This is a genomic window from Pseudoalteromonas sp. SG41-1, assembly GCF_014164575.1.
Taxonomy (GTDB): domain Bacteria; phylum Pseudomonadota; class Gammaproteobacteria; order Enterobacterales; family Alteromonadaceae; genus Pseudoalteromonas; species Pseudoalteromonas rhizosphaerae.
This window is the reverse complement of sequence record NZ_JACJFL010000009.1, coordinates 1-23,796: the sequence shown is the minus strand read 5'-3', so window position 1 is coordinate 23,796 and position 23,796 is coordinate 1. Positions and strand designations below refer to the sequence as shown.

Genomic DNA, 23,796 nt, shown 5'->3' with positions numbered 1-23,796 from the left:
TACCGTTGGCTAAATCAGACAAGGAAGTCAGATTATTGGTTGCCGCCTACAATAGCTGCAACTGCAGCCATTTCAGCCGCCTCTTGATGTTGTTGCTCTTCACGATCAATAAGATCCATTGATGAGCTATCTACTAAACCAAGTTCAATTTCACGTAAAGCAACAACCGTTGGTTTATCGTTTTCAGGATCAACCAGTGGCTTTTTACCACCGACCGCGATTTGACGGGCACGACGGGCCGCAACTAAAATTAAATCAAAACGATTACCAATTGCATCTACTGCATCTTCAACAGTTACGCGAGCCATCTTAGCACTCCAAATAAATTTTTAAGCAAAGACGTAGTTTACTGCACCGAGTCAGATTCGCCAATAGCTTGTGGTTAATTTAAACAAATAAAATACTTACTGAACCCAAATTAGGATTTAACGCAGTAAGTCTACGAGTAAATCTTGATGGCGAATAGCTTGGCTTTGTAGCGATAAGCGTTTTGCCAATACGATCGTCTCAATTTCCTTCAGCGCAGTTGCAAAATCATCGTTAACCACGACATAGTCATATTCATTGTAATGAGACGTTTCAGATTGTGCTTTTGCCATGCGACCAGCAATGATTTCTTGTGAATCTTGGCCGCGATTATTTAAGCGCGCTTCAAGCTCAACTTTTGACGGTGGTAGGATAAAAATGGTTTCAACATCAGCGACCAGATCACGAACTTGACGTGCACCTTGCCAATCAATATCTAAAAATACATCAATACCTGCTGCAAGCTGCTCTTCAATTGCTTGCTTTGATGTACCGTAGTAATTATCGAACACTTGCGCCCATTCAAAAAAATCATTCTTTTCAATTAATGATTTGAATTCATCAACATTTACAAAGTGGTAATGCACGCCATTTGCTTCGCCCGGACGAGGCGAGCGAGTAGTATGCGATACAGATACTTTCATATCATTATACTTAGTTAACAATGCATTGATTAAGCTGGATTTACCCGCACCAGATGGTGCCGATAAAATAAATAAGTTTCCGCGAGTTTGCGTCATTACTTTGCTCTCTACTAAAAATAAATAGGCTTGAGTTACAAGTAACTCAAGCCTTAGATAACACCATTATACTTTAATAACCAAACACTGCTCAAGTTGAGCCAAGAAACACTTACTCAATATTCTGGATCTGCTCATTGAGTAGTAACCTAGGCCCCAATAAACTCAATAAGTTATCGAAAATAAACCGTTCAAAAATGCCTGTTTGCCCACCAAACTGCCCACCACTTGCCTATGGTTTTTACTAAATCTTAGTGGTTAGCAATGGAAAAACAGTGTCGTTTTTGTGCTGCTGTTAGAGCTAAAACATAGCAGTTTTGAAGGGCTTTATCGAGCACGATTTCCGTCAACATAGCTTTGCCATTTTTTCACTGGTTCTACGCGATAGTAATGAGTCAGCAGAAAGCTCACTTAGCCTGAAATGGACATTATAGTGTCCATTTTAATAGAAATAAGCTCAATATGGATACTATGGTATCCAAGAGAGATAAGGCTGAGTGTCGAATGGTAAGCATCAGGTCTACAAATTGTTATCCCTAAGGTAACTTTGTGTAGACCTTCGGGGCTAGGCAACGCGCCTTTACCATCTCTGAGGTAAATACTGCGTGAAATACAAAGGCATCACGATATTGGTTTGTTCTAACGCTGAAGAGCCTTGTGTACCCGTTAACTTAAAGGTTTTACTTGGAGTACATTTTTCAACGTAGGATGCCAACGATTTTGCTCTTGTACGTTTACCACTTTTGACTTCAACAGGGATTATATCGCCTTCATCGGTCGCCAAAATAAATTCGATTTCGGCGCGGGCGTCATTCCATGAATAGCTTGGGTCAACGCCAATAGCTGTGAGCTCTTGTTGCACAAAGTTTTCAGCCACATAGCCTTTGTATTCATAGTTTTGTTGCTTAATCTCTTTATAACTGCTGCCCAGCATATGATTGAGAAGGCCCACATCAAACAGAAATAGTTTAACCATATTGTCTTTTTTATAGGCCGCCAACGGAGATTTCGGTAATCCTTCAATAGGGTAGTTTGGCAAAGCTAAGCGGCAGCAGTTAAGCCAATGGATCGCGGTTTCAAAATCGCTATAACGAGATTTACGCTCATGCACATGCTTAAATTTAAAGCGTTTAACCGACTCATCGCTGACAAGTGATAGCTGGGCTGGAATGCTATTAAACACCGATTCAATCAGTGTGGCATCGACCTTGCCCGCGTACTTACCGAAATCGCGGCGATAACCTTCAACTAAATCGGCATGAATTTTTGTGACTTTTTCAACACGCTCTAGAATGCTTGAATCCTTAAACTGATACCAAGCAGAAACGGCTTCCGGCATACCACCGGTAAAAAAATAGTCGGTTAGTTTATCCATCAATTTAGTGTGCACCGCCGGTGTGCTTGCTTGACTATCAAATGCTTTGATCAGTGCTTGCTCGTTGGATGCGTAAATAAATTCTTGGAAGGTCAGTGGTCGTAAATTGTATTGTTCTACCTTGCCTACAGGGAAGGTATTGAGCAAACCAATGTTCGAACCGCTGGCTGCGACAAAATAAGACGGTGCTTTTTCGGCAAAATACTTCAGCGAAGTTACTGCTCGTTCACATTCGCCAATTTCATCTAATATCAGCAAGTCGGTGTCTGGATTGAACGCTTGGTTGGTTAACAACTCAATGTTCATTACTAGCTCGTCAGGTGACAACGAGCCATCGAACGCTTCTTTGTAAGCTGGGTTTTCAAGGAAGTCGATACGAAGGATGTTGGCAAAGGTATTCCCAAACAACTCTTGCAGTAGATAGGTTTTACCTGTTTGTCTTGCGCCGTCAATCAATAATGGCTTGCGTACAGGTTGATTTTTCCATGCTATTAGGGCGTTGAGTAAGTTGCGCTGCATTGTCATTTCCGGCCAATTAAGACTGTTAACTGCCTGTAGTATAACTCAGTCTACACTTTTATGCGCAGAAAAGTGTTATATTTTACATTTTTATGCGCATAAAAGTGTTTGTTAGATCTGTTGCATGCATGTTACTCTTTATTTAATTTTGACGAAACGGATTTCATATGAGTAATTTTTGCGATCAACTTAAGGTTAATATTCAGTCATTAGCGGCTATAATTCAGGTTATTAGCCATGAGACTTTGCGAATTAGAGCTTATTGTATTCAGGCTGCGGAAGAGTTACATCGTGATCTTTATTTGTGGAATGGCAGTGAAGGATTAAAACAATATAATCCGAGTGATAAGCAGTTTCAAAATGTTGAAGACGTCGGTCAACCTTTTGAAATCTTAGATTGGATTAATGAAATATCGAAAAACAATGATTCCCTCGAAAGTATTATTCTGCTTGAAGATTTTCACCACTATTTCCATGAACATACTCTTGTTTCTCGATTGCGCTCTTATACTGTTGCAGTTGCCAGTAGACAAATCGAAGGTATTTCGTTAGTACTTTCACAGCCCATGGAAATGCTTCCGATTGAACTCGAAAAGGAAGTACAAGTTATGCAACTTCCTTTGCCCTCATCTGACGATTTAGTTAAGTTGATGCGCCAAGCTCAGCAACGTTTTCAACTTGATGCCAGAGACTATCAAGAAACCCCCGCATTAGTTGAATCCGCTCTAGGACTTTCCACCAGTGAAGCGCAACTCGCTTTTTCCAAAGTAGCTTATCAATTTAAGCGACTCACTGAGTCAGAAATATCTCATATAGTAAAAGAAAAAGAGCAAGTCATCCGCAAAAGTGGTCACTTGGAATACTTTCATCCCAAAGCCACTTTAGATGATATTGGCGGACTCGATAACCTAAAGTCTTGGCTAAACCGCCGAAAACAAGCTTTTACTAAAGATGCCCGTGATTTTGGCTTAGAAACACCGCGCGGAGTTTTATTGCTTGGTTTACCTGGTACGGGTAAAAGTTTAGCAGCCAAAGCCGTTGCGAATGCTTGGCAACTACCTTTGCTGCGACTAGATATGGGAAAAATTTATGGCGGTATTGTCGGACAATCAGAAGCCAATATCCGTTCAGCCTTACAAACTGCGGAGGCTCTGGCTCCTAGTATTTTGTGGATTGATGAAATAGAGAAAGGCTTATCAGGTATGCAGAGTTCAGGCGCGACTGATGGCGGCACAACATCGCGTGTATTAGGTACTTTTTTAACTTGGATGCAGGAGAAAGAAAAGTCCGTTTTTGTGGTTGCTACAGCGAATAATATTGCACAGTTACCGCCAGAGTTATTGCGTAAAGGCCGAGTAGACGAAATATTTTTTGTTGATTTGCCGGTTAAGCATGATCGCAAAGAAATACTTACGATTCACCTTAAAAGGCGTAATCGCTTAGATGATTTTTCAGACTGTGATCTCGACACTATTGTGGGCGCTACAAAAGGATTTACAGGCGCAGAACTCGAAGAAGCCGTAAAAGAAGCGATGTTTATTGCCTTTGATGAAGGCCACCAATTAGCGAAAGAAGATATTCTAAAAGCCGTTTCTGCAACGTCTCCACTGTCATTAACCATGTCAGAAATGATTAGTCAAACACGAAAATGGGCCAAAGGGCGTGCGGTTTGTGCAAGCTCTTCACAGCCAGAAGAATTAGAAAATGATTCAAATAATAAAAAACCACGCCTTAAGCAAGAAGGTGAGAACCCGTTTATCTAAGTGAGTTGTTATGGAAAACCCATTTTTTAGTGCGTTGGAGATGCAAGGCGCTAATGCTGCTGTCGCCGAGAAGAAAACTAATGACCAGTTAATGCCTTTTCGTCATTATTTAGAGAACAGCATTAAAGCGCTTGAGAATAAAGAAGTCAGTTGCAACTGGTTTCCTGTCGGTGGGCAGCGTTATCGTATTACACCGCAACAACGTATTTGGCAACTTGTGCCTAATACAGAAATAGAAATCATAAATGAGCTGGCTGGCTGGTATCAAATCATGTCTGTTGACGGTGAACAACCAGATGCGGAGTTTGATCCAGATGAAATGGATCCAATTATTCAGGGTAAAGGGAAAAGCAAAAGAGAACATGAACTTGCTGAATGCGGATATAAGAAATATCCCGATTTTCGTCTTTATCTACCGAGCATGGAGTTAGATGAGGAGCCTGTCTCTTGGAGTGGCTACCAATTGGATCTTAGGTCATTAGCCGTAGATATTGGCCAGTTGAATACCATTTATGTGGATGGTCAACCTTGTAAGGTCGTTTCTCAATCCGACGGACGCTTCAACATTCAAGCCTATGTAGAAGCGAGTAGTCACTTATCTATTGATGGTCAAGATATAACATTTTCGATGATCAAATCCTTTGATAAAACAAAGCTAGGATCCTTGTCAATCAAGTCTAATAAACAAGGTTGGTTGGTTTTTTCTCAGGAGCGGCCAACTATCAATGCATGCCAATTGAACGATATTACCCATAAGTCTTTAGCTGATTTGAGCACAAGTCACTTTAACGCCGAGGGTCTCACGTTACATGCTGACTCATGGAGAGTTTCAACCGAAAAGAACAGCATTGTCCTTGAAAAAATAAATGAAGAACAAAGTGTTGAGATTCAAAAAATTAGCTGTCTCACTTTTCCAAAAATACAGTGGCAGGTCACTGCTATTGAAAATAAAGAAAAATGGATTCAACTTGTCGAAAAAATCGGTTCAGATGATACAGGAAAGTCGGATCTTGATTATTTTTTTGACGACAATCAAAACAGTAAAATTCTTGATGTGACTCAGCGCAAACATGACGATGGTTTTAGAATCTTAAAAGCGCGACCGGAAGAGCGACAAATTTTATTAGCTCGAAATCAACGAGCTAAAAAAAACCACCAGAGTGAATATCCACATTCAAATGGTAAAAATCGTGAGATCCGCATCAGTGTCGATACCAGTCAACTACGCCGGCAAAAAGAAGCGCTGAACCAATTGATGTGTCGCCCAGCAAAGGTGCATTGGCCGCTTATTCAGTTATTACAAGAGCGAAGTCAGACTCAATGGCCTCAAGTGACTCCAATGCCTGAACAGTGGATTGATTGGCAAGTATTATCCGATCTCGATTTTGACGGTTGCGATAAGCAGCGGGAGTTTGTGAGCAAAGCGTTGGCAAATAATGACTTTACCATTTTAGATGGCCCACCAGGGACAGGAAAAACAACGACTATTCTTGAGCTCATTTATCAACTAGTGACTAAGGGTAAGAGAGTCTTGCTATCAGCATCCACTCATGCGGCCATTAATAATGTACTAGAGCGAGTTAAAGAAAGTCAGAGTTTAAGTCAAGTAATACATCCCCTGCGAGTTGGTGATGAGAGCAATGCGACGGGTGTTGAAGAGTTTCAGTTCGATAACTTACTAAACCAATACAAATCAGTGGCAGGTGGTTCCTCAATAAGTAAGCAGCTCATGGTTGATTCATCCAATCTGGTTTGCGGCACCACAATCGGTATTCTGCGCTTATTTAATGATAGGGACATAGTGTTAGATGCGGGGGAGCCACCGTTTGATGTCATGATTATCGATGAATGCAGTAAAACGACTTTTCAGGAGTTTTTAGTGCCTGCTCGCTTTGCAAAGCGCTGGGTCTTAGTGGGTGACATTCGTCAATTGTCACCATTTACTGACCGAGAACAAATCGTTGCGAATCTGGACAATTTGATGATCACGCCAGCTAGAGGTAAGAGCAAAGCGCAAATCCTGTCAGCAGATGTACAGCGTGCGTGTTTTTTGTTGGAAGAGCTTAGAGGCTCAAAAGAAACACCTTACTCACAGCCTATGATCCTACCTTTAACTTCTGGGGTTATAAGTGCGATAAAGCAAGAAGTGACTCATAGAAAACAGCAAAAACAGCTCAGTGCAGGTTTGGGTAATATCCTTGTGATTCCCTCTCAGCGCCTACCAAATGATCCTCAATGGGTAAAAGATGTTCAAGACATCAAGGCGCAACCATGGCATTTTTATCAGTTTACTCTCTGCTTTGTTGATGAAACGAGGCTGGATGATATTCAGCCTCTCATTCCGCAAGACTGTATCGTCTTACACTCAGGCTGGTGGCGAACGCAACATGCGAGTCAATATTATCGCCAAGGTATAAATACCAAAGCTTTTAAAATCAAAAATAGCGAAATTACAAATAGCCTTGATATTCAAAGCGAATTGTTAGATCGATTTAGCAGTAGTAAATGGTCTGAGGAAGTTTGTTGGCGGTTAGAGCGTGAATATTGGCTGCGTTTATCACAAAATCAAAAGCGAAAAACGGGTTACCTTGAAGAAACCTTACAGCGCCTATTCCCTAAATCTATTGATGTTGATGGCCGTATTCACATGGTAAAAAATATCGCTTTTCCATCAATATTAGAGGCACTCTCTGGTGATGGTTTAGTGAAGCGCAGGAAAGATCAACCTACCACCCTCAACCAAGGTTTTACTGCATGCGAAAAACAACAACGGCACACCACACTAACTTATCAGCATCGTATGCACCCTGAGATAGCTAAGTTCCCACGAACACAGTTTTATCCCCAAGGTGTTTTGGTTGATGGTAAATATACCACCAGTGCGCGTGACTGGGATTACCCACGTTATGTTTCGCGCAATATCTGGTTGAATGTGAATGGTCAGACTCAAAAAGGCAATAGCAACCCGCAAGAAGTTGAAGCAGTAATGGCCGAGCTAAAAGCTTTTTGTGACTGGGCTGAAGATAATGCGAAAAATGAAAAAAATGAGCCATACGATGTGGCCATCTTGACTTTTTACAAAGGACAAGAAAAAGCCTTGCGCGATGCGCTGAAAAAGCTACCCGGAAATCAAAGCCGTTATGCTCGTTTTAATTACAAAGGTATAGCCATTAAGTTGGCAACGGTCGATTACTTTCAAGGCCAAGAAGCTGATGTCGTTTTTCTATCCATGGTGAACACGCATCGTGATGGTTTTATGGATTCGCCCAATCGACTCAACGTAGCCATTACTCGAGCCAGATATCAACTTGTTATTGCTGGTAATCATGGTTACTTCAGCAACCGCTCACGCACAGAAGAGCTGAAAAATTTAGCGAATTCAGCGCAAGCCTTAGAGACTCATAACTCTAAAAATAGCAGGCATAATTCCAATTACAGGGGAAGTAAAGTTAGTGGCTAAAAATAAAAAACAACCAGCGTCAGCTAAATTAGAGTCGCAAAACCACGTCAGCGAGATTGATGCTAGGTCCTTTTCTTTGACAATGAAAAGATCGGTCATGTTAAAGCGCTATCCTATGATTGCTCAGTTGGCTTTTTTTCGTGAGCGACCTGATTTAGTTTCGCTGTTGACGGCAGTGCAGAATAGTCATAGAGAAATGCCTAATAGGCTTGTCGACTATTTAAGCAGGGAAAAACTGTGGAATAAGACCGATGCTGCTTTAACCAACTTGGGTGAAGAAGTGAAAGCGAGTGGGTACTTCAACACCCAAGAGCGAGGTTTTTATCATATTTGGTATACTGAAAGCGATCCTCTTTTTGGCACAAGACCTATTTTTATTCAAAGAGATACGGCTTTTTTTGAACCGAAGCAGACTATTTGGAAGAAAGGGATCGACGCTAAAAACTCACAGTTTAAATTTGAGAATACAGAACAGCCGCTTGATATTCAGGTTTTGGAAGAAATGCTACAAAGCTCCTCCACTCGGTTGGAGCCCTCGTTATTAGGCCTTGCTGGATTAACCCCTGAAGTTATTTGCTCACCAGAAAAAGAGGCGACGATCCAGCTGAGTTGGCAACTGGGTTTTTCCACTTCTTCTTTAATGTTACAAGGGCAAATAGAGACCTTGCAGTTTAGTCACAACAAAGGAGGTAACCAACCGTTTAAGCTGGAAATGTCGCTGAGCGGGTTTGATGAGCATTTCGTTGATGTGATGGAAGTCATCGCTCAAAAATGTAATGGCAGTTGGCATCAAGAGAGCCAACGAGTCGCAGTGGAACTGGAAACTATTAAACGTGATGCAAACGCGGTACAGCGATTTGTGTTAGGCAAGGTTTCACAAAGTAATTTGATGTTAGCGACTGGAAACTATAGCCAATGGGAAGCATCCAATTTACCTATTAAGCCTATAAACCAACAAGATGCGAAAGCTTGGCATCACCATTGGTTAGAGAATTATTATCATGACGCTTACCACTCAAGCGCATCGGCTCGTAAGCAACAGGCTACTTGGCTCGATCATGCCGCGTTGCAATGTTATGAATTACCGCTGTATCACCCACAGAACTTACTGGCAAAATTGTCGCGCGACAAGCAGCCCAAAGCATATTGGCACGCAGCCGCGTTGGCCGATTTAACCCCATCAAACAGCAAAAAATTACACTTACCGATTAATTTAGTTGAGGGCGATAAGTTGGTTTTAGCTAAGCTTATGCATCAACTTAGTGGTGGTGAGCATGTGAAATCCGTGATTTATTCAGATCGTTATGTGCATACCTCTCGGCAAAATCGAAACTTAGCCGCAGTTGCGCGTTGCTTTAGTGATGCGCAAGGTCAGTTGTTAACGTTAGCGGCTCAAAAAGGGAAGGAAGCTATATTACCTGATAATTGGCAGAAGCGAATAATTGAAAAGAGAAATGAAAATCATGGGCGATTTTGGATTTTTATTGGCCAAGACCAAGTGAGTTGCTGGGAATGTACTAGTGGGCTTGATTTTATTAAAGAGCAAGAAGGCTATTACTTCATCGATGGGTATCCTACCTTTATTCCTAAAGAGCGATCTGAACTTCCGCAATTTTTACAGCAACAATTAAGGCGCACAGCCGTCGAGTTACAAAGCATGGAGGTTGTCGAATGATGTCTAAACTCACCAGAAATGAACGATTTCAAATAGATTTTACACAACAGCCACTGTCCAACTTTTTTTACCAGCAATCTGGAGATAGTGAATTATCTAAGTCGTTACTCAGAATAGATAACGCATGGCTAGCTAAATTCATCAATCAAGCACGCTTAACCGTGCTAGTTGCTTGTGAATCAATAAAAGACCTGGCAGTAATTAAGCTGCTGCAAAATCAGGCCGATAAAGGTGTTCGTATCTATCTGTTATTAGGTGACGAAACCCAAAGTAAGACGGCGATTGATATGTTATCTGGCCGATGTTTAATTCGTACCGGTATTAAGCAACAAGGCACTTTGTTACTCCGCGATCATGTAACATCCCTAGCGCAAGGTTTCTTATTTACCAGTAATGATGTACTTGTGGATAGTCAAGCTCAGTCGCGAGCAATTGAGTTGGAGGCGATGCAACGAGAAGACAGCTATCGCAGTTTTTGTAAGTTATTTTGGGAGCAAGCCACTCATGAATACCTTGAGCATAATAAGCAGCAAAAATCGGTAGAAAATCCAGATAGCAAGATAGCGGCCAACCATTCGCATCATCTTTATGGCACCTTACAAGCGTGCTTAACTGATTCGTTCTCAAGCTTAAAGGCAGCTAGCGGCTCAGATTTCAATTCGTCAAATACACCGTCAAGGCTTTTACTGTCAACAGATTCAAAACTTATCGGCAGTAAAGCAAATGATGGTGTAGTGCTAACAGAATCAAATATCCCCAACATATTATTCTCAGATGATGGTGACTGGCTATTACCGGATGTCACTGAATTTTCGGTGACAAACTGGTGCCTTAAGTTATCTGCCAGTCAAAGTAAGCAAATGATAGCAGCCTTTGAACAGGCTCATGATAACGCTGCGTGGCAGTTCAAAACCAATGCTAATTTGGCTGACCTCCCTTCCCAGCAAGCAGTGCGATTTAGTGATCATCCACAAAACATATTGACCGTTGAGTTATTAAGAAGCGAACGGTTAAATGATGTTTTCACTGATACTATTGACGATTTTTTTGCTAAATCGGCTGATGAGCTTGCCAGAAACTCGACGCAATGGCGACGTGACCGTCTTGCTCACTGCGTGGACTTTAGTGTCAAAATCCATCCCCCATATTGCCCACAAGAAGCAAAAAAAGACGCTTTGTACCAACATTGGCAGCACGCTGAAGACGATTGGCAGCGAAACTTGTCAACACTTGAAGCGTTGCAAAATACGATTAATCAACAGCAAAATAGCATCGCTGATTCGCTTAAAGGATTTATTAAAGGCTTTTTACTTGGGCAAGGTCAGTCGGTAAAACAATTCGAAAAAGAACTTGAAGCATTAAAAGCGTGGTCAGTGACAGCGGCCACACCCGCTGAGCGCGAAGCATATCGTAAACGTCTCAGTGATTTTCAACAGGGCATTCAGCAGCGAAAGGCTGATACTTCAGTGAAGTTCGACGAAGCGAAACAGCACCATAATTGGGAAGCTAAAAAATCGACGTTAAAAACAGAGTTAGCCCAAAAGACAGCCGTTGCAGAACAAAAACAAGCAACCTTTAAGCAAAAGAATGACGAACGAGAAGAAACGCTAAAGCAAGCTGAACAGCATTTTATGGTGAGTTGGCAAAAGGCATCTGCCAGTTTAAATGAAAAACAGTTGGACGAATTAGCCATACCAACTAATGAAGCACCTCAAGTGAATGCATCATTATTACCTGAGTATAAACGACTTGCGCTTTCTAATATGACGATCCTCCAAGCTAAAAACTGGAAAAATACCATAAAAGAAAAAGTTTGGAGAAAACACTGCCAGGCCTTTGCGCAAGCATTAAATAATGTTGATGAAGCGAATAAGAAAATCGAACGCGACATTCAAGAGGTAAAAAAAGCGTTTGAGCAAAGCCATTTACAACGTCAACAAGCAGATCAAGCACTGATAGATCATGGAGACGCTTTTACTTACCAGCCCAATCAACCCTCTGATGCGTTAGATAAACAATTAGGGCTGAAAGAGGGTAATAAAGAACAAGTCAAATTTGTGTGGCCTGCTGAAGAATTACCATCAAATCAAACTGAGCTACGCCAATATAAACAACAGCGCTATCTCATTATTGACAAAAAAGAGCAGCTTGAACAAGCCCAAAAAGACGCGGCTCGTCTCAATGCTAAAATTGTGTGTGATAAGGAGGCTGTGGATGCCTGAGCAAAAAATAGTGATCACTATCGATGATGATGGAGTCATAACAGCCAAAACCGCAGGATTTAAAGGTGAAAGTTGTTTGGAGGCGCTTGAGGACTTACTCGAGTTAAACGGTGTCGTAGGTGAGGTAAAAAAAACGGACGAGTACCATCATTGCAAGCGGTTAAAAAAGCGCACATCCAAACCATTAAAGGGAGGTCTTAATGAGTGCAGTAATTAAGACGACTACTCCTTTTGCTATTGAAACGGTTTTGATTAAGGCGTTAGCAGTTCTAGGTGTCGAGCCGCTTAAAGTTGATGCATCAAATATCACGTCTTTAAAGCACAATGGCGGTGTACAACTTGGCGATATTTTTACAAATCGAAAAGATTATAACGGAATTCAGCATTTTCGTTTTGAGCAAGGACGTTGGAAATTACGCCATGATTCAGATGAAATGAACGGACATATTACCGCTTCAACTATGGCATCACGCGAATACCTCTCTGTGCAAAAGTTTCTTAGTTTGTTGAGTAAAGAATATGACATTGTCTACCAAGAGTATTTACAAGAACTTGCCGAACAAGAGCGACTTAGATTAGAAGAGCAACGCAAAACAAGAGTGGAGGCAACCCGCTTACAGGCGATTGAAAAAGCTAAATCACAAGGGTATTCGGTTAAGGAAACTCACAACAGTAAAGGGCAAATACAACTCGTTTTAACCCGTATGGTTTAGAGAGATGAAGTGCTACGGTGATTTTTTTAATTTGGCTCATATCGAGAGTGACAGCCTCATTTATGGGCCAGGTAAGCGATTGGTGATTTGGTTTCAAGGCTGTGCCCTTGCTTGCCAAGGTTGTTGGAACAAGGCCATGTGGTCATTTAAAGAGAATCAATTGATCCATCGAGAGCAATTGTTAGCGCGAATTTTAGCCACACCACAGATCCGTGGTGTGACTTTACTCGGTGGAGAGCCTTTGCATCAAGCGGATAATGTTTGGTGGTTGTTTGAGCAAATTAAACAACGTTCAAAGTTAACCACCTTTTTATTTACCGGGTTTGAAATGAGTGAACTTAAAGCATTTGGTTTTGCAGAGCGTATAGAAAATCTGTGTGATATTGTTGCAGTTGGTCGATATAACGATAGTTTGCGTAATATCAATCAGCAGTGGATAGGTTCAGATAATCAACAAGTTATTTTTCCGAACAATTCACGAGAACAAGATGATAGAGTTTCATTAAATCAGGTGGAGTTGATTATCGACGATCAAGGTGGGATCACAACACTAGGGTTTCCAAGTGACGAATTAATTACCTCACTAAATTGACGTTCTTAACTGAATTTGTTTGAAACTATATTTTCTCTAAATTCAAATTAGTGAAATTATAGTTTCACTTTTATCGTCAAGTTGTAAAGCAATAAATTGCCAATCTCTCGAAGTAAAGTGAGCAAAGATCTGAGCAGGTCATGTCGATTAGATCGACATATCAATTTTACATGTCGATTTTTACAGTTTTTTCGACATATTTTTCTTGTGTGCCGATACACTCGACAAATCAAGACATAAGCCAAACGACTCACCAAAACCGAGTTTTGAGAAGGAAGCTTCAAAGTCGTAAGGCATCCCCTGGGCTTTTGGGGCTGCATGGGCAAGGCCTTAATTCACGCCGCTTAGCCACACACCAACCCTGCCCACGGAGCATTTATTGTTTTGGGCACTAGCTACAAACTGGGGCAGGTAGCTACTTGTACCATCAGAAAGCTGCACGATCTGGGCATTTATCTGCCTACTGCGTCCGTTTAGTGCTGGCAAACTCCTAACTGAACTTAACAGATCAGTGAGGAAGAAAACGATGAACCCAACTACACAATCACCCACAAACTCAGTACACCCAGCGCGTCAGCAGCGGATTTTGCGCTTGCCCGAGGTAAAGGCAAAAACAGGCTTTGGCCGCAGCACCATTTATGCTCTGATGGCCAATGGTGAATTTCCGCGATCTATTCGTATTGGTGCGCGTGCCGTGGGCTGGTTAGAAAGCGATATCGACCAGTGGATTGAAACCCGCCGTATCGGTGTTGCTTATGGCCGTGGATAAACCATCAGCATTAAACCAATTACCTGCCGGTGATATGCCTAGCAACGTGCCAACATTACCGGCTGGTTTTACCTATAACACGCAAAACTGGCTGGTGATGCAACCAGCGGGGCAAGATAGCCCAGTTAAAATCTGCTCTTGGCTGCAAGTGGCCGCCCGTACTCGCGATCCGTAAGGGGACACTTCTTTTGAAAATAAAGGGCGGCTATTTATTACACTGGTTAGACGATGACAATCGCCATCGCTATTGGGCCATGCCCGCAGAACTATTGGCCGGAGACGGCAGCGAGTACCGTCGAATCCTACTCAGCCGAGGCATGCGGCTAAGCAACAGTGTCAAAGCGCGGCAGTTGCTCTCGCTGTTTATTCAACAAATGGGCGAACTGGCCACGCAAAAGGCCATCAGCGTGAACTGCATTGGCTGGCATCATCACGCTTATGTGCATCCGCGCCTCACCTTTTACCCCAGTGAATACAGCAACAGCCCGCGCATGGTGCTGCAAACCATGCACCCGATAGAAGGCTTTATTCAACAAGGCAGTAGCGACAGTTGGCGGCAGCACGTAGGCTGTTATTGTCTGGATAACCCGCTATTAATCGTTGGTGTCTGCGCTGCGCTGGCTGCGCCTTTGTTGCACTTGTGCGGGGGGGATGGTTTTGGTTTACACCTCTACGGTGCCAGCAGTACTGGTAAAACCGCGGTGCTGTATCCGGCGTTATCGGTGTGGGGCGAGCCTAATCAACTGCGCCACAGTTGGCGTGCCACGGCCAACGGTTTAGAAGGCACAGCATTGGCGCATAACGATGCCTTACTGGCGCTCGATGAAATGGGCGAAGTTGACCCCAAAGAGGCGGGTGATGTCGCTTATATGCTTGCTAATGGCCAAGGTAAAACCCGCGCAGGCAAATATGGTGAAATGCGCTTACCAGCTCGTTGGCGCTTGGTGTTTTTATCCACTGGTGAAGTGACACTTGAAAGCCACCTCGCCAGTATCGGCAAGCGCGTAAAAGCCGGCCAGCAAGTGCGCGTAATTGATCTCAGTGCCGATGCCGGAGCGCAAATGGGCGTGTTTAACCAGAGCCATGGCATGAACGCCGCCGATTTAGCCGATCACCTAAAACAGCAAAGCCGCCAACATTACGGCAGCTTGGCCTTGGACTGGTTACGGTATTTAACGCAGCACAGCGCGCAGGTGCGACCCGTTTTCCAAAATGTGCGCCAACGTTTTCTAGCCAGCTTACCAGCCGATTCAGACGGCCAAGTGCGTCGAGTTGCCGAAAAATTTGCCTTACTGGCCAGCGCAGGCCTGTTAGCCATTCAAGCCGAAGTACTCGATTGGCCAACCCAAAATGTCGAAGCCGCCTGTTTAAGCCAGCTTAACCAATGAATACTTGCCCGCGGTGGTGTGGCCGCCAATGAAGACCAACAAGCGATTCGCCAAGTGCGCAGCTTTATTGAGCAGCATGGTGAAAGCCGTTTTACACCTAAACAAACCGGTTACAGCAGCCAGGTACGCCAACGCGCGGGTTGGATAGACACCAGCGGCCCGCAAACCCTCTACCTGTTTTACCCAACTGGCTGGCGTGAAGCCACCGAAGGCCTAAGCCCAGATCGCGCCGCCAAAGCACTGATGGCCTCAGGCTACCTAGTCCCCGATGGCAACCGGCCACAGCGCAAAGTCAGCTTGCCCGACAACACCCGCCCACGAATGTACTGCGTGAAAGGCAGTATTTTGGATGACTAAAATGGCGATGAATCCTGTGTAGGCTTGTCGCCTTGCAGTGAACCGCCAGTAAACATAAATAGCTAGCGAGGCTTGAGTCCAACACAGTCAATACCGCTAGAGGCATTCCCGTGAACCGCCAGCGTACCAACAACCAGCACCTATTTAGCCTTGTTGCTGAGTTTCCTTCTCGTTACCAAAGTATTTGTTCGTAATCCACACATCATTCTCCGGCCCACAAAGGTGGTGCAGCAGCGCTAGGTTGATCTGGTGGCTGATCACGTTGCTGTTTCGTTTTCGGTTGGCTTTTCTCAAACCTCTCAGTAATAAACCTGTGCACGATTTACCCATTTGCTCCGGCGAACTGGGCAGGCAAAAGGCGCGGTTTTGCTGTTTGGGGTGCAAGGTAGCTCGCTTTCCTGTTTTAGATAAAGGCGAAATGCACCAAAAGATACAGGCGTTGGCCGGTGTGCTTGCTTTCAATGTGTTGGTTTTGCTCGTGTAATCCACATATACCGGTAACAAATGTGCCGGTAACAAAACCAACCCGCCTTGCGCGTGGCCTTCAACCTCAGGTAAAGGTAGCCAATACAGGTTTGGCCATTGCTCGGGGCTCTGCCATTTTTCTACGATCACTTGCGCGCCAATGCTATTCAGCCATTGGTGAATTGGGCAGCCTGGGTGCGCTTGTTTAACGCGCGGTAACTGATAGGTCAACCAGCGGCTTAAACGTTCGGCGGCATTATCGCACTGGCTTAATACTGGGTAGAGGGTAAACGCGCCATGCCCAACCAGTAACGCGACTAGCTGCTGTATCCATTCTCTATCCCAATCGTTACCACTTGCCCATAACACGTCACTTATCCCCTTGTTGATTTTTCATGCCGTCTATTTTCAGTCGTCGGGTGCAGACTCGGTGGTGAAATAGATGAAAGAAATGGCCATCAAACTAACCAGTCAAATCAGTTTTTTATGCTGACCTGTGTACGGCTAACTGTTTGATATACATAGTCCAATACGGTGCTGTTTGGCGGCATTCAACTAGTGCAAAAAAATCGAGACGCCAAACGATCGTTTGCATTCTGGGTTAGAAAAAACAAACGGTTTGTACTTTGATGCCGAGGTTGGTTTAGGGTACAAAAAGTGCCAAACCTTGCTTTGAGCCAGTCTTAGCAGGGTCTATCAGCGTTGGATTTCAATCGAGAAGCCAAACAGTAAATGGGCTAATTTCCCTGTTTGGCGTTTCGATCCAAAAGCCAAACGGATAGTGGTTTTGGCGTATGGGGGTAAAGGCATGGGGAAGTGTGTGGCGGCTGTTGAAACTCATGAATGGAAAATGACGCATAGAGGGGGATTGCATCAGCTGTTCAAAGTAAGTAATTGGGTTGGTTGATTTAGCTTAAAGCTGGGTGTGGTATTTTGTAAGCGAACTGTTCTAATTAATGCCCCATTGTCCAATTTGCCCACAGTAAATGAGAGTAGATGTTACTTTTATCTATAATTACATATCAAATATAGGCTTTTGATGTGTAATAACTAATCATTCTTGTGGTATTCGAATTAGGATGATATGTTTTTGTATATGATTATTGTTAATTGATGTATTAAGGCATATCGAAATGAGCTATGTAACAGAGCAGATTCTAGAAAGTCTTCGAAAAGCTCGGGTACGAAAAGGGTTTAGCCAGAGAGAGTTAAGTGCGCGTTCGGGTGTGCCGCAAAGCCATATATCGAAAATCGAGTCTGGCGGTGTTGATTTAAGAATGTCCAGTTTGATTGCACTTGCCCGTGTACTCGACCTAGAGTTATTTGTTGTGCCTAAAAAGTCTGTGCCAGCTATCAAGTCGATTATTCGAAGCAGCCAAGAGAGCATCGACGAAGGTGAGACAATGTCGTCCGCATATCAGTTAGGGGAAGACGACGATGACTAATCATGTTTCTACGCTCAACGTGTTGCTCTATGGCGAACCCATCGCAACGATCACCAACGTGGGCAATGACAGAACACTTTTTGCTTTTATGGATTCGTACATTCATGACGAATCGCGGCCTGTGTTGGGGCTGGGTTTTAAAGATGCACTGGGTGGCTTACTGACTAATTTTAAACCGACCCAAACCAAATTAACTCCGTTTTTCTCTAACCTTTTGCCAGAAGAAACCATGCGAAATTACCTGGCAGAGCGTGCCGGTGTTAATCCAGCGCGGGAGTTTTTTTTATTGTGGGTACTGGGGCAGGATTTAGCTGGCGCGATCACGGTTGAACCGGCCGATGGTGAAGTCTTACCACCTAATGTGCTCCAAGGTATTGAAGATAAAACGAAAATAGATGCTCCAATGCGTTTTTCATTGGCGGGTGTGCAATTGAAGTTTTCAGCCGTACAACAGACAAACGGTGGTTTGACCATTCCAGCAACCGGTAAAGGTGGCTCGTGGATTGTGAAATTACCGTCGTCTCGATTTGAAGCAGTGCCAGAAAATGAATATTCGATGATGGAATTGGCGCGCATGTTGGGCATGAATGTGCCGGAGACTCAGCTACTCCCCATTAACCAGATTGCTAATATCCCAGATGGTATTGGTAAATTTGGTGATGCTTTTAAAAATGCTCAGGCGTGTGTGATCAAGCGCTTTGATCGTGCAGGTGATCAAGCCGTACATATTGAAGATTTTGCGCAAGTGTTTGGCGTCTATCCTCAAGATAAATACAAAAAAGCCAGTATGCGCAATATTGCTCAGGTTATCGGCATCGAAGGTCAAGACGAGGACATCGCAGAATTTACACGCAGATTGGTGTTCAATACGTTAATTGGCAATGCCGATATGCATTTGAAGAATTGGTCTGTGATTTACAAAGACAAGCGCACGGCATCCATTGCGCCCGCTTATGACTTTGTTTCGACCATTCCCTATATCCCCGATGATAGTGCGTCGTTAAAGGTTAGCCGTAGCAAGAAATTCAGTGATTTCACGCTGGATGAGTTATCACACTTAGCCGCTAAAGCCATGTTGCCAGAAAAATTGGTGTTAGATACCGCCAAGCAAACCGTGGCAGGCTTTCATGAAATCTGGGCGAAAGAAAAAGCGCATTTACCCCTTACCAAGTCGATGATTGAAGCAATCGAAACACACTTACGAAGCATACCGCTTCGCTAAAATGAGAACCGACGCGTACAGAAATGCAGAGGCGTCGGCCATATTGGCTTGAAGATTATGTTTAGTGACCTATTTTTGTCAATCAAAGCCCACAATTGCCCCATTCCTTGGGGCAGTTTAATTTCCTCTTATTCACCTTCTAAAGCTTGTGGTATCAAATGTTGCCCCATTGTCCCAACTGCCCACGGTAAGTGAGCAAGTGGGTGGCTAGTTAGTTTCGCCTGTATGGCTTTTTTGGCATACGGCTGCGTTTGCCATCGAAGAACGCCAATACTCTGAACCAATAGAGGGATTCTTCATAACCTAGGCTATACGTTGGGCGTGCAGGCGGGATGAGTCCTAGTTTACGTCCTAGGCTGACAATCACGTAGAACGTGAGTTTTAGCGTCAGCCACGGGGCGAAAACCACCAATGTCGTCAGGCAATATCGGGTAAGTGTGTAGCCTACGCCATGAGATTGCTCGAGTAAAGCAATGCCAATACACCAGCCAAGGCCTGCCAGCATGGCTATTGGAAAGGTAATGGGGGCGAGTCGCATCATCAGTTGCATGTTAACGCCCTTCTGTGTTGTGCTGTGAAGGGTGCTCAAAGTTCACCAGCGGTTCAACCACATCAGCCACGGTTTGATGGGCAATACGGCGCTCTTCAAAGTAATCGTGTCGGTCGTAGATACCCTCAACGCCTTTTAGCTTATGGTTAAGACAGCGTTCGGCCACGTTGCCTGCAATGCCTAAAGATGCAGCAAGACTGCGAAAGGTGCGGCGTAAATCGTGTACGGTAAAGTGTTCGAGTTTACCCATTTTATTGGGTGGCTGTTTTTTGCGCCCAGGCTCGCGACCAAAGAGTTTAGAAATGGCTCGGTTTAGCGTATCTGGCCCCATATGTGGACGATGGCTTGCTCGTCTGGCTGGGAAAACATAAGGCGAGCCACAAGCGCGGATTTGCAGCTCGTTAAACCAGGCAATGGCTTGGCGTGGTAAGGGAATGCTTATCGGCACGCCAGTTTTACTTCGTTCCTTGGGTAGGTCCCACACGCCCGTGGTTAAATCCATTTCACGCCACATGGCTTCGCATAGTTCGCTTTTACGCACGCCCAACACCAAAAACAGGCAGCAAGCGAGGTAGTTATCGCGGCCAAAGCTATTGATATGGGTATGGAACACGCTGAAGGCGTAGTGAATTTCCTCTTTGCTGAGCATCCTGTCTTTACTGGACTCTACGCCACCGGCATCGTCCACGGTAAATGCTGCGGCGGGGTTATTCAGCGTTAAGTCGAGCTTTATCGCATGTCGAAACAGCTGCTTCATGTACATCAAGGTATCGTTGGCGATGGTAGGGCGTTTACTTTCTCGAATGCGCTCTAATACTTCGCGCACGTCACGTGCAGTCACCTCAGCAATACACTTAATGCCAATGACTGGGCTTATGTCTTTGGTGTAAACCCGATACGGAATCTTGGGATGCTTTAGTCGTCGGCTCAGATCGGTTCGATACCAGTCATGGAACAATTGATCCACGGTTTCAATGTCAGGTAACTCGATTTTCTGTTTCTCTAGCAGAGGGTCTATGCCGTCACGTACTTCCTTTCGAAAGTATGCGGCGGCAATTCTAGCGTCTGCCAACGACATTAAAGGAAATTGCCCCAAGGTTGCTTCCCGTCTTCCTTTGGCTGTGGTGTAGCGGATCATCCAGTAAGGCGAGCCCTGTTTGCGGACGCAAAAGTATAGACCTTCACCATCTGAATATTTTTTTGGTTCGGCTTTGCTGTATGCAATAACCTGTTTTGCTGTGAGTTTTCCCATGTTTACTCCATAGTTGCTGAAATAATGGAGGGGGCAATAATGGCTGCCCACCACCGATTTGCTTATTGAATCAGCAGCTAACCTGTTGTGGTGGCGAGTTAAATGCGAAAATTGGGCAACTTACTGCTCACCAATTTGCTCACCGCAAAACGCTTATTGAGCCAAAATGAGGGGGCTGCCCACCATTCTGCCCACCACTAAACAGGTAGTTGGTAACGGACATCTGCAAACCGATTTGGACGGGAAAAATAAAAAAGCCCTGTATTTACAAGCAAATAACAGGGCTTCTAAGACATTCTTGGACGGGTAAAAAAACTATTCGATGTTTTGGATCTGCTCACGCATTTGCTCTATCAATACTTTAAGCTCAACCGCAGCATTGGTGATGTCGCTATTGATTGATTTAGAGGCGAGGGTGTTTGCTTCGCGGTTAAACTCTTGCATCATGAAATCTAAACGACGACCACAAGCGCCACCTTTTTTAAGGATTTTTTTAGTTTCTTTGACATGAGATTTTAAACGGTCTAGTTCTTCAGCTACGTCTTGTTTTTGTGCAAGGTAGATGAGCTCTTGCTCAAGGCGAGCTTCGTCAATATTTGCAGTTAAATCTTCTAATTTTTGTGCTAATTTTTCACGCTGCCATTTGGCAATTTCTGGCATGTGAGTTTCAACTATCGCTACTTGCTCTAAAATAGCATCAAGGCGAGTGGCTATCATCTCTTCAAGATTAGCGCCTTCATCACCACGTGCAGATTTAAAATCTTCAATCACTTGATCAAAACCAGCAATGAGTGCGGTGTTAACGCTATCCATATCTAGCTCTTCAGCTTCCATAACACCAGGCCAACGTAAGATGTCGACAGGATTAATATCGCCATTACTTTGTTGTTGCACCCATTTGGCGCTATTGATCAGTTGTGCAGCCAACGCCTCATTAATTGAAAGTTCACCAACATGGGCTGGGTTTGCCACAAACTTTAAGAACACTTCAACCTTGCCGCGTTGTAAATGTTTACGTAGGCGCTCACGGATCACCGGCTCCATGCCACGAAATTGCTCAGGTGCGCGAATAAAGGTTTCAAGGTAGCGTTGGTTAACTGAACGAACTTCCCACGTGCCAGTGCCCCAATCGCCTTTTATTTCGCGACGCGCGTAAGCAGTCATACTGTGGATCATGGATGGTTTCCTAGTTTTATTAAACAATATTAAAAGTGATTATACCGTAACACTGGTTAAGCTCTAGCGGAAATTTTTGTTGCTGCGAATTTTACAATTTGCTTTTGTTTAAATCAGCATGGCATCTACAGCTATATATACATATAATGTGGGAAATTCTGAATTAAGGGGATCGTGAATGCGTCCAAGCGAAAGAACACCTAACCAAATTAGACCGGTTACATTTACACGTAATTACACTTTGCATGCTGAAGGCTCTGTGTTGGTTGAGTTTGGTAACACAAAAGTACTTTGTACAGCCACTGTTGAATCAGGTGTACCGCGTTTTATGAAAGGCCAAGGTAAAGGCTGGATCACAGCTGAGTACGGTATGTTACCGCGCTCTACCCATACCCGAAATGGCCGTGAAGCGGCGCGTGGCAAGCAAAGCGGTCGTACTATGGAAATTCAACGTTTAATTGCACGCGCACTTCGTGCCGCAGTTGATTTAAAAGCGTTAGGCGAAAATACCATTACTATTGATTGTGATGTTATTCAAGCTGATGGCGGAACTCGTACTGCATCAATCAGTGGTGCTTGTGTTGCTCTAGTCGATGCGTTAACACATATGCGTAGCAAGGGTATGATCAATTCAAATCCTCTTAAATTTATGATTGCAGCTATTTCGGTAGGTATTTATAAAGGCCAAGCTATTAGCGATTTAGAATATTTAGAAGATTCTGACGCTGAAACAGATATGAACGTAATTCTGACCGAAACAGGTAAAATTATTGAAGTGCAGGGTACAGCCGAGGGCGAACCTTTCTCGTTTGATGAGCTTGATGAATTACTCACTCTTGCGAAGCATTCAATCCGCGAAATCATTGACGTTCAGAAGCAAGCATTAGCTTAATAAGTAATAGGTTTATAGTAATGAAAGATTATCAAATAGAGTTTATTGAATTCGCCTTAGAAAAACAGGTGTTAAAGTTTGGTGAGTTTACTTTAAAGTCTGGCCGTACTAGCCCTTACTTCTTTAATGCGGGGTTGTTTAATACAGGTCGTGACCTTGCACGTCTTGGTCGTTTTTATGCTGCCGCCCTTGAAGATGCAGGCATTGAATATGATGTTTTATTCGGTCCTGCTTATAAAGGTATTCCAATTGCAACAACTACCGCAGTAGCACTTGCAGATCATCACAATAAAGATGTGCCTTATTGCTTTAACCGTAAAGAGAAGAAAGCACACGGTGAAGGCGGCACATTAGTAGGCTCTGAGCTAAAAGGCAAAATCATGTTAGTAGATGACGTGATCACTGCTGGTACAGCAATTCGTGAGTCTATGGAAATTATTGCAGAAAATGGTGCGGATTTAAGTGGTGTCTTGATAGCTCTTGATCGTCAAGAAAAAGGCAAAGCTGAACTGTCTGCAATTCAAGAAGTAGAACGTGACTTTAATACTAAAGTAGTTTCAATAGTAAAACTTGCAGATTTAATTAGCTACCTTGAAACTAAAGGTACTATGAACGAGCATCTTGCATCAGTAAAAGCTTATCGTGAGCAATATGGTATAGCTTAATCTAAGTATACTTAAAGCTATTCAACAAAAGCCCGATGATTTTCATCGGGCTTTTGCGTTTTATAACCGTATAAAGTTATTTTGAAGTTAAAAAAGTATCTCTTTTGTAGGGTTTGGCTTGAATTTTGAACGAACAGCACTTTATTTCAAGTTTTCTTTAAAAAACGCTTGCGTAAAATTCGCCGCGCCCTATAATGCGACCCCACTGAGACGGCAGACAGCAACGCTTAGCGAGGCAAGAGTTAATCAG

19 protein-coding genes and 1 pseudogene are annotated in these 23,796 nt (G+C 43.6%); 13 read left to right on the top strand and 7 right to left on the bottom strand.

Annotated features, from left to right (window positions below; all coding sequences use genetic code 11):
* Positions 1-32: 32 nt before the first annotated feature.
* From rpoZ to H5203_RS07870, 3 genes are all read right to left on the bottom strand, one after another.
* Positions 33-308: a DNA-directed RNA polymerase subunit omega gene (rpoZ, locus tag H5203_RS07880; RefSeq protein ID WP_064667923.1), complete on the bottom strand. Its 276-nt coding sequence runs from the start codon at positions 306-308 to the stop codon at positions 33-35.
* A gap of 117 nt (positions 309-425) precedes the next feature.
* Positions 426-1,046 carry a guanylate kinase gene (gene gmk / locus H5203_RS07875; protein WP_145237107.1) on the bottom strand — a complete coding sequence of 207 codons (621 nt, stop codon included), beginning with the start codon at positions 1,044-1,046 and terminating at the stop codon, positions 426-428.
* 580 nt (positions 1,047-1,626) lie between these two features.
* The gene (locus H5203_RS07870; protein WP_182819567.1) at positions 1,627-2,940 is read right to left on the bottom strand and encodes an ATP-binding protein; all 1,314 of its coding nucleotides are present in this window, start codon (positions 2,938-2,940) and stop codon (positions 1,627-1,629) included.
* A 167-nt stretch (positions 2,941-3,107) separates the two neighbouring features.
* Here H5203_RS07870 and H5203_RS07865 point away from each other — a divergent pair, with 167 nt between their 5' ends.
* The 9 genes and pseudogenes from H5203_RS07865 (at position 3,108) to H5203_RS07825 (ending at position 15,879) form a co-directional block, all read left to right on the top strand.
* Positions 3,108-4,703 carry an AAA family ATPase gene (locus H5203_RS07865; RefSeq protein WP_182819566.1) on the top strand — a complete coding sequence of 532 codons (1,596 nt, stop codon included), beginning with the start codon at positions 3,108-3,110 and terminating at the stop codon, positions 4,701-4,703.
* 10 nt (positions 4,704-4,713) lie between these two features.
* On the top strand, positions 4,714-8,163 hold the full coding sequence (locus H5203_RS07860; RefSeq protein WP_182819565.1) for an AAA domain-containing protein: 3,450 nt from the start codon (positions 4,714-4,716) through the stop codon (positions 8,161-8,163).
* A gap of 97 nt (positions 8,164-8,260) precedes the next feature.
* Complete coding sequence (locus H5203_RS07855; RefSeq protein ID WP_182819564.1) at positions 8,261-9,838, top strand: hypothetical protein; 1,578 nt, start codon at positions 8,261-8,263, stop codon at positions 9,836-9,838.
* Positions 9,835-12,060 carry a hypothetical protein gene (locus H5203_RS07850; RefSeq protein WP_182819563.1) on the top strand — a complete coding sequence of 742 codons (2,226 nt, stop codon included), beginning with the start codon at positions 9,835-9,837 and terminating at the stop codon, positions 12,058-12,060. Before H5203_RS07855 ends, H5203_RS07850 begins: the two co-directional genes overlap by 4 nt.
* Complete coding sequence (locus tag H5203_RS07845) at positions 12,053-12,277, top strand: DUF2997 domain-containing protein (RefSeq protein ID WP_182819562.1); 225 nt, start codon at positions 12,053-12,055, stop codon at positions 12,275-12,277. The genes H5203_RS07850 and H5203_RS07845 overlap by 8 nt, the downstream gene beginning before the upstream one ends.
* The gene (locus H5203_RS07840) at positions 12,261-12,773 is read left to right on the top strand and encodes a hypothetical protein (protein ID WP_182819561.1); all 513 of its coding nucleotides are present in this window, start codon (positions 12,261-12,263) and stop codon (positions 12,771-12,773) included. The genes H5203_RS07845 and H5203_RS07840 overlap by 17 nt, the downstream gene beginning before the upstream one ends.
* A gap of 4 nt (positions 12,774-12,777) precedes the next feature.
* Positions 12,778-13,365, top strand: a complete 588-nt coding sequence (locus tag H5203_RS07835) for a 4Fe-4S single cluster domain-containing protein (RefSeq protein ID WP_259401921.1) — start codon at positions 12,778-12,780, stop codon at positions 13,363-13,365.
* A 526-nt stretch (positions 13,366-13,891) separates the two neighbouring features.
* The gene (locus H5203_RS07830; protein ID WP_182819559.1) at positions 13,892-14,134 is read left to right on the top strand and encodes an AlpA family transcriptional regulator; all 243 of its coding nucleotides are present in this window, start codon (positions 13,892-13,894) and stop codon (positions 14,132-14,134) included.
* Positions 14,121-15,879: pseudogene (locus H5203_RS07825) on the top strand (DUF927 domain-containing protein). The gene H5203_RS07830 and the pseudogene H5203_RS07825 overlap by 14 nt, the downstream one beginning before the upstream one ends.
* Before the next feature lie 144 nt (positions 15,880-16,023).
* On the opposite strand, the gene H5203_RS07820 reads toward H5203_RS07825, so the two are convergent.
* Positions 16,024-16,713, bottom strand: a complete 690-nt coding sequence (locus tag H5203_RS07820) for a hypothetical protein (protein WP_182819558.1) — start codon at positions 16,711-16,713, stop codon at positions 16,024-16,026.
* A gap of 764 nt (positions 16,714-17,477) precedes the next feature.
* Here H5203_RS07820 and H5203_RS07815 point away from each other — a divergent pair.
* Together H5203_RS07815 and H5203_RS07810 are read left to right on the top strand one after the other, a co-directional pair.
* Entirely contained in the window at positions 17,478-17,789 is a 312-nt protein-coding gene (locus H5203_RS07815) for a helix-turn-helix domain-containing protein (RefSeq protein WP_182819557.1), read from the top strand.
* Complete coding sequence (locus H5203_RS07810; protein ID WP_182819556.1) at positions 17,782-19,011, top strand: type II toxin-antitoxin system HipA family toxin; 1,230 nt, start codon at positions 17,782-17,784, stop codon at positions 19,009-19,011. Before H5203_RS07815 ends, H5203_RS07810 begins: the two co-directional genes overlap by 8 nt.
* A 211-nt stretch (positions 19,012-19,222) precedes the next feature.
* Here the strand turns inward: H5203_RS07810 and H5203_RS07805 are convergent, their stop codons facing one another.
* From H5203_RS07805 to H5203_RS07795, 3 genes are all read right to left on the bottom strand, one after another.
* Complete coding sequence (locus H5203_RS07805; RefSeq protein ID WP_182819555.1) at positions 19,223-19,561, bottom strand: hypothetical protein; 339 nt, start codon at positions 19,559-19,561, stop codon at positions 19,223-19,225.
* Between the two features lies 1 nt (position 19,562).
* Positions 19,563-20,813, bottom strand: coding sequence for a site-specific integrase (locus H5203_RS07800; protein ID WP_182819554.1), 1,251 nt, complete (start codon positions 20,811-20,813; stop codon positions 19,563-19,565).
* Positions 20,814-21,128: 315 nt separating this feature from the next.
* Positions 21,129-21,989 (bottom strand): YicC/YloC family endoribonuclease, encoded by an 861-nt coding sequence (locus H5203_RS07795; protein ID WP_145237110.1) that lies wholly within the window; start codon positions 21,987-21,989, stop codon positions 21,129-21,131.
* 178 nt (positions 21,990-22,167) lie between these two features.
* Here H5203_RS07795 and rph point away from each other — a divergent pair, with 178 nt between their 5' ends.
* Together rph and pyrE are read left to right on the top strand one after the other, a co-directional pair.
* Positions 22,168-22,881: a ribonuclease PH gene (gene rph / locus H5203_RS07790; RefSeq protein WP_145237114.1), complete on the top strand. Its 714-nt coding sequence runs from the start codon at positions 22,168-22,170 to the stop codon at positions 22,879-22,881.
* A gap of 20 nt (positions 22,882-22,901) precedes the next feature.
* Positions 22,902-23,546 (top strand): orotate phosphoribosyltransferase, encoded by a 645-nt coding sequence (pyrE, locus tag H5203_RS07785; protein ID WP_145237117.1) that lies wholly within the window; start codon positions 22,902-22,904, stop codon positions 23,544-23,546.
* Positions 23,547-23,796 lie beyond the last annotated feature (250 nt).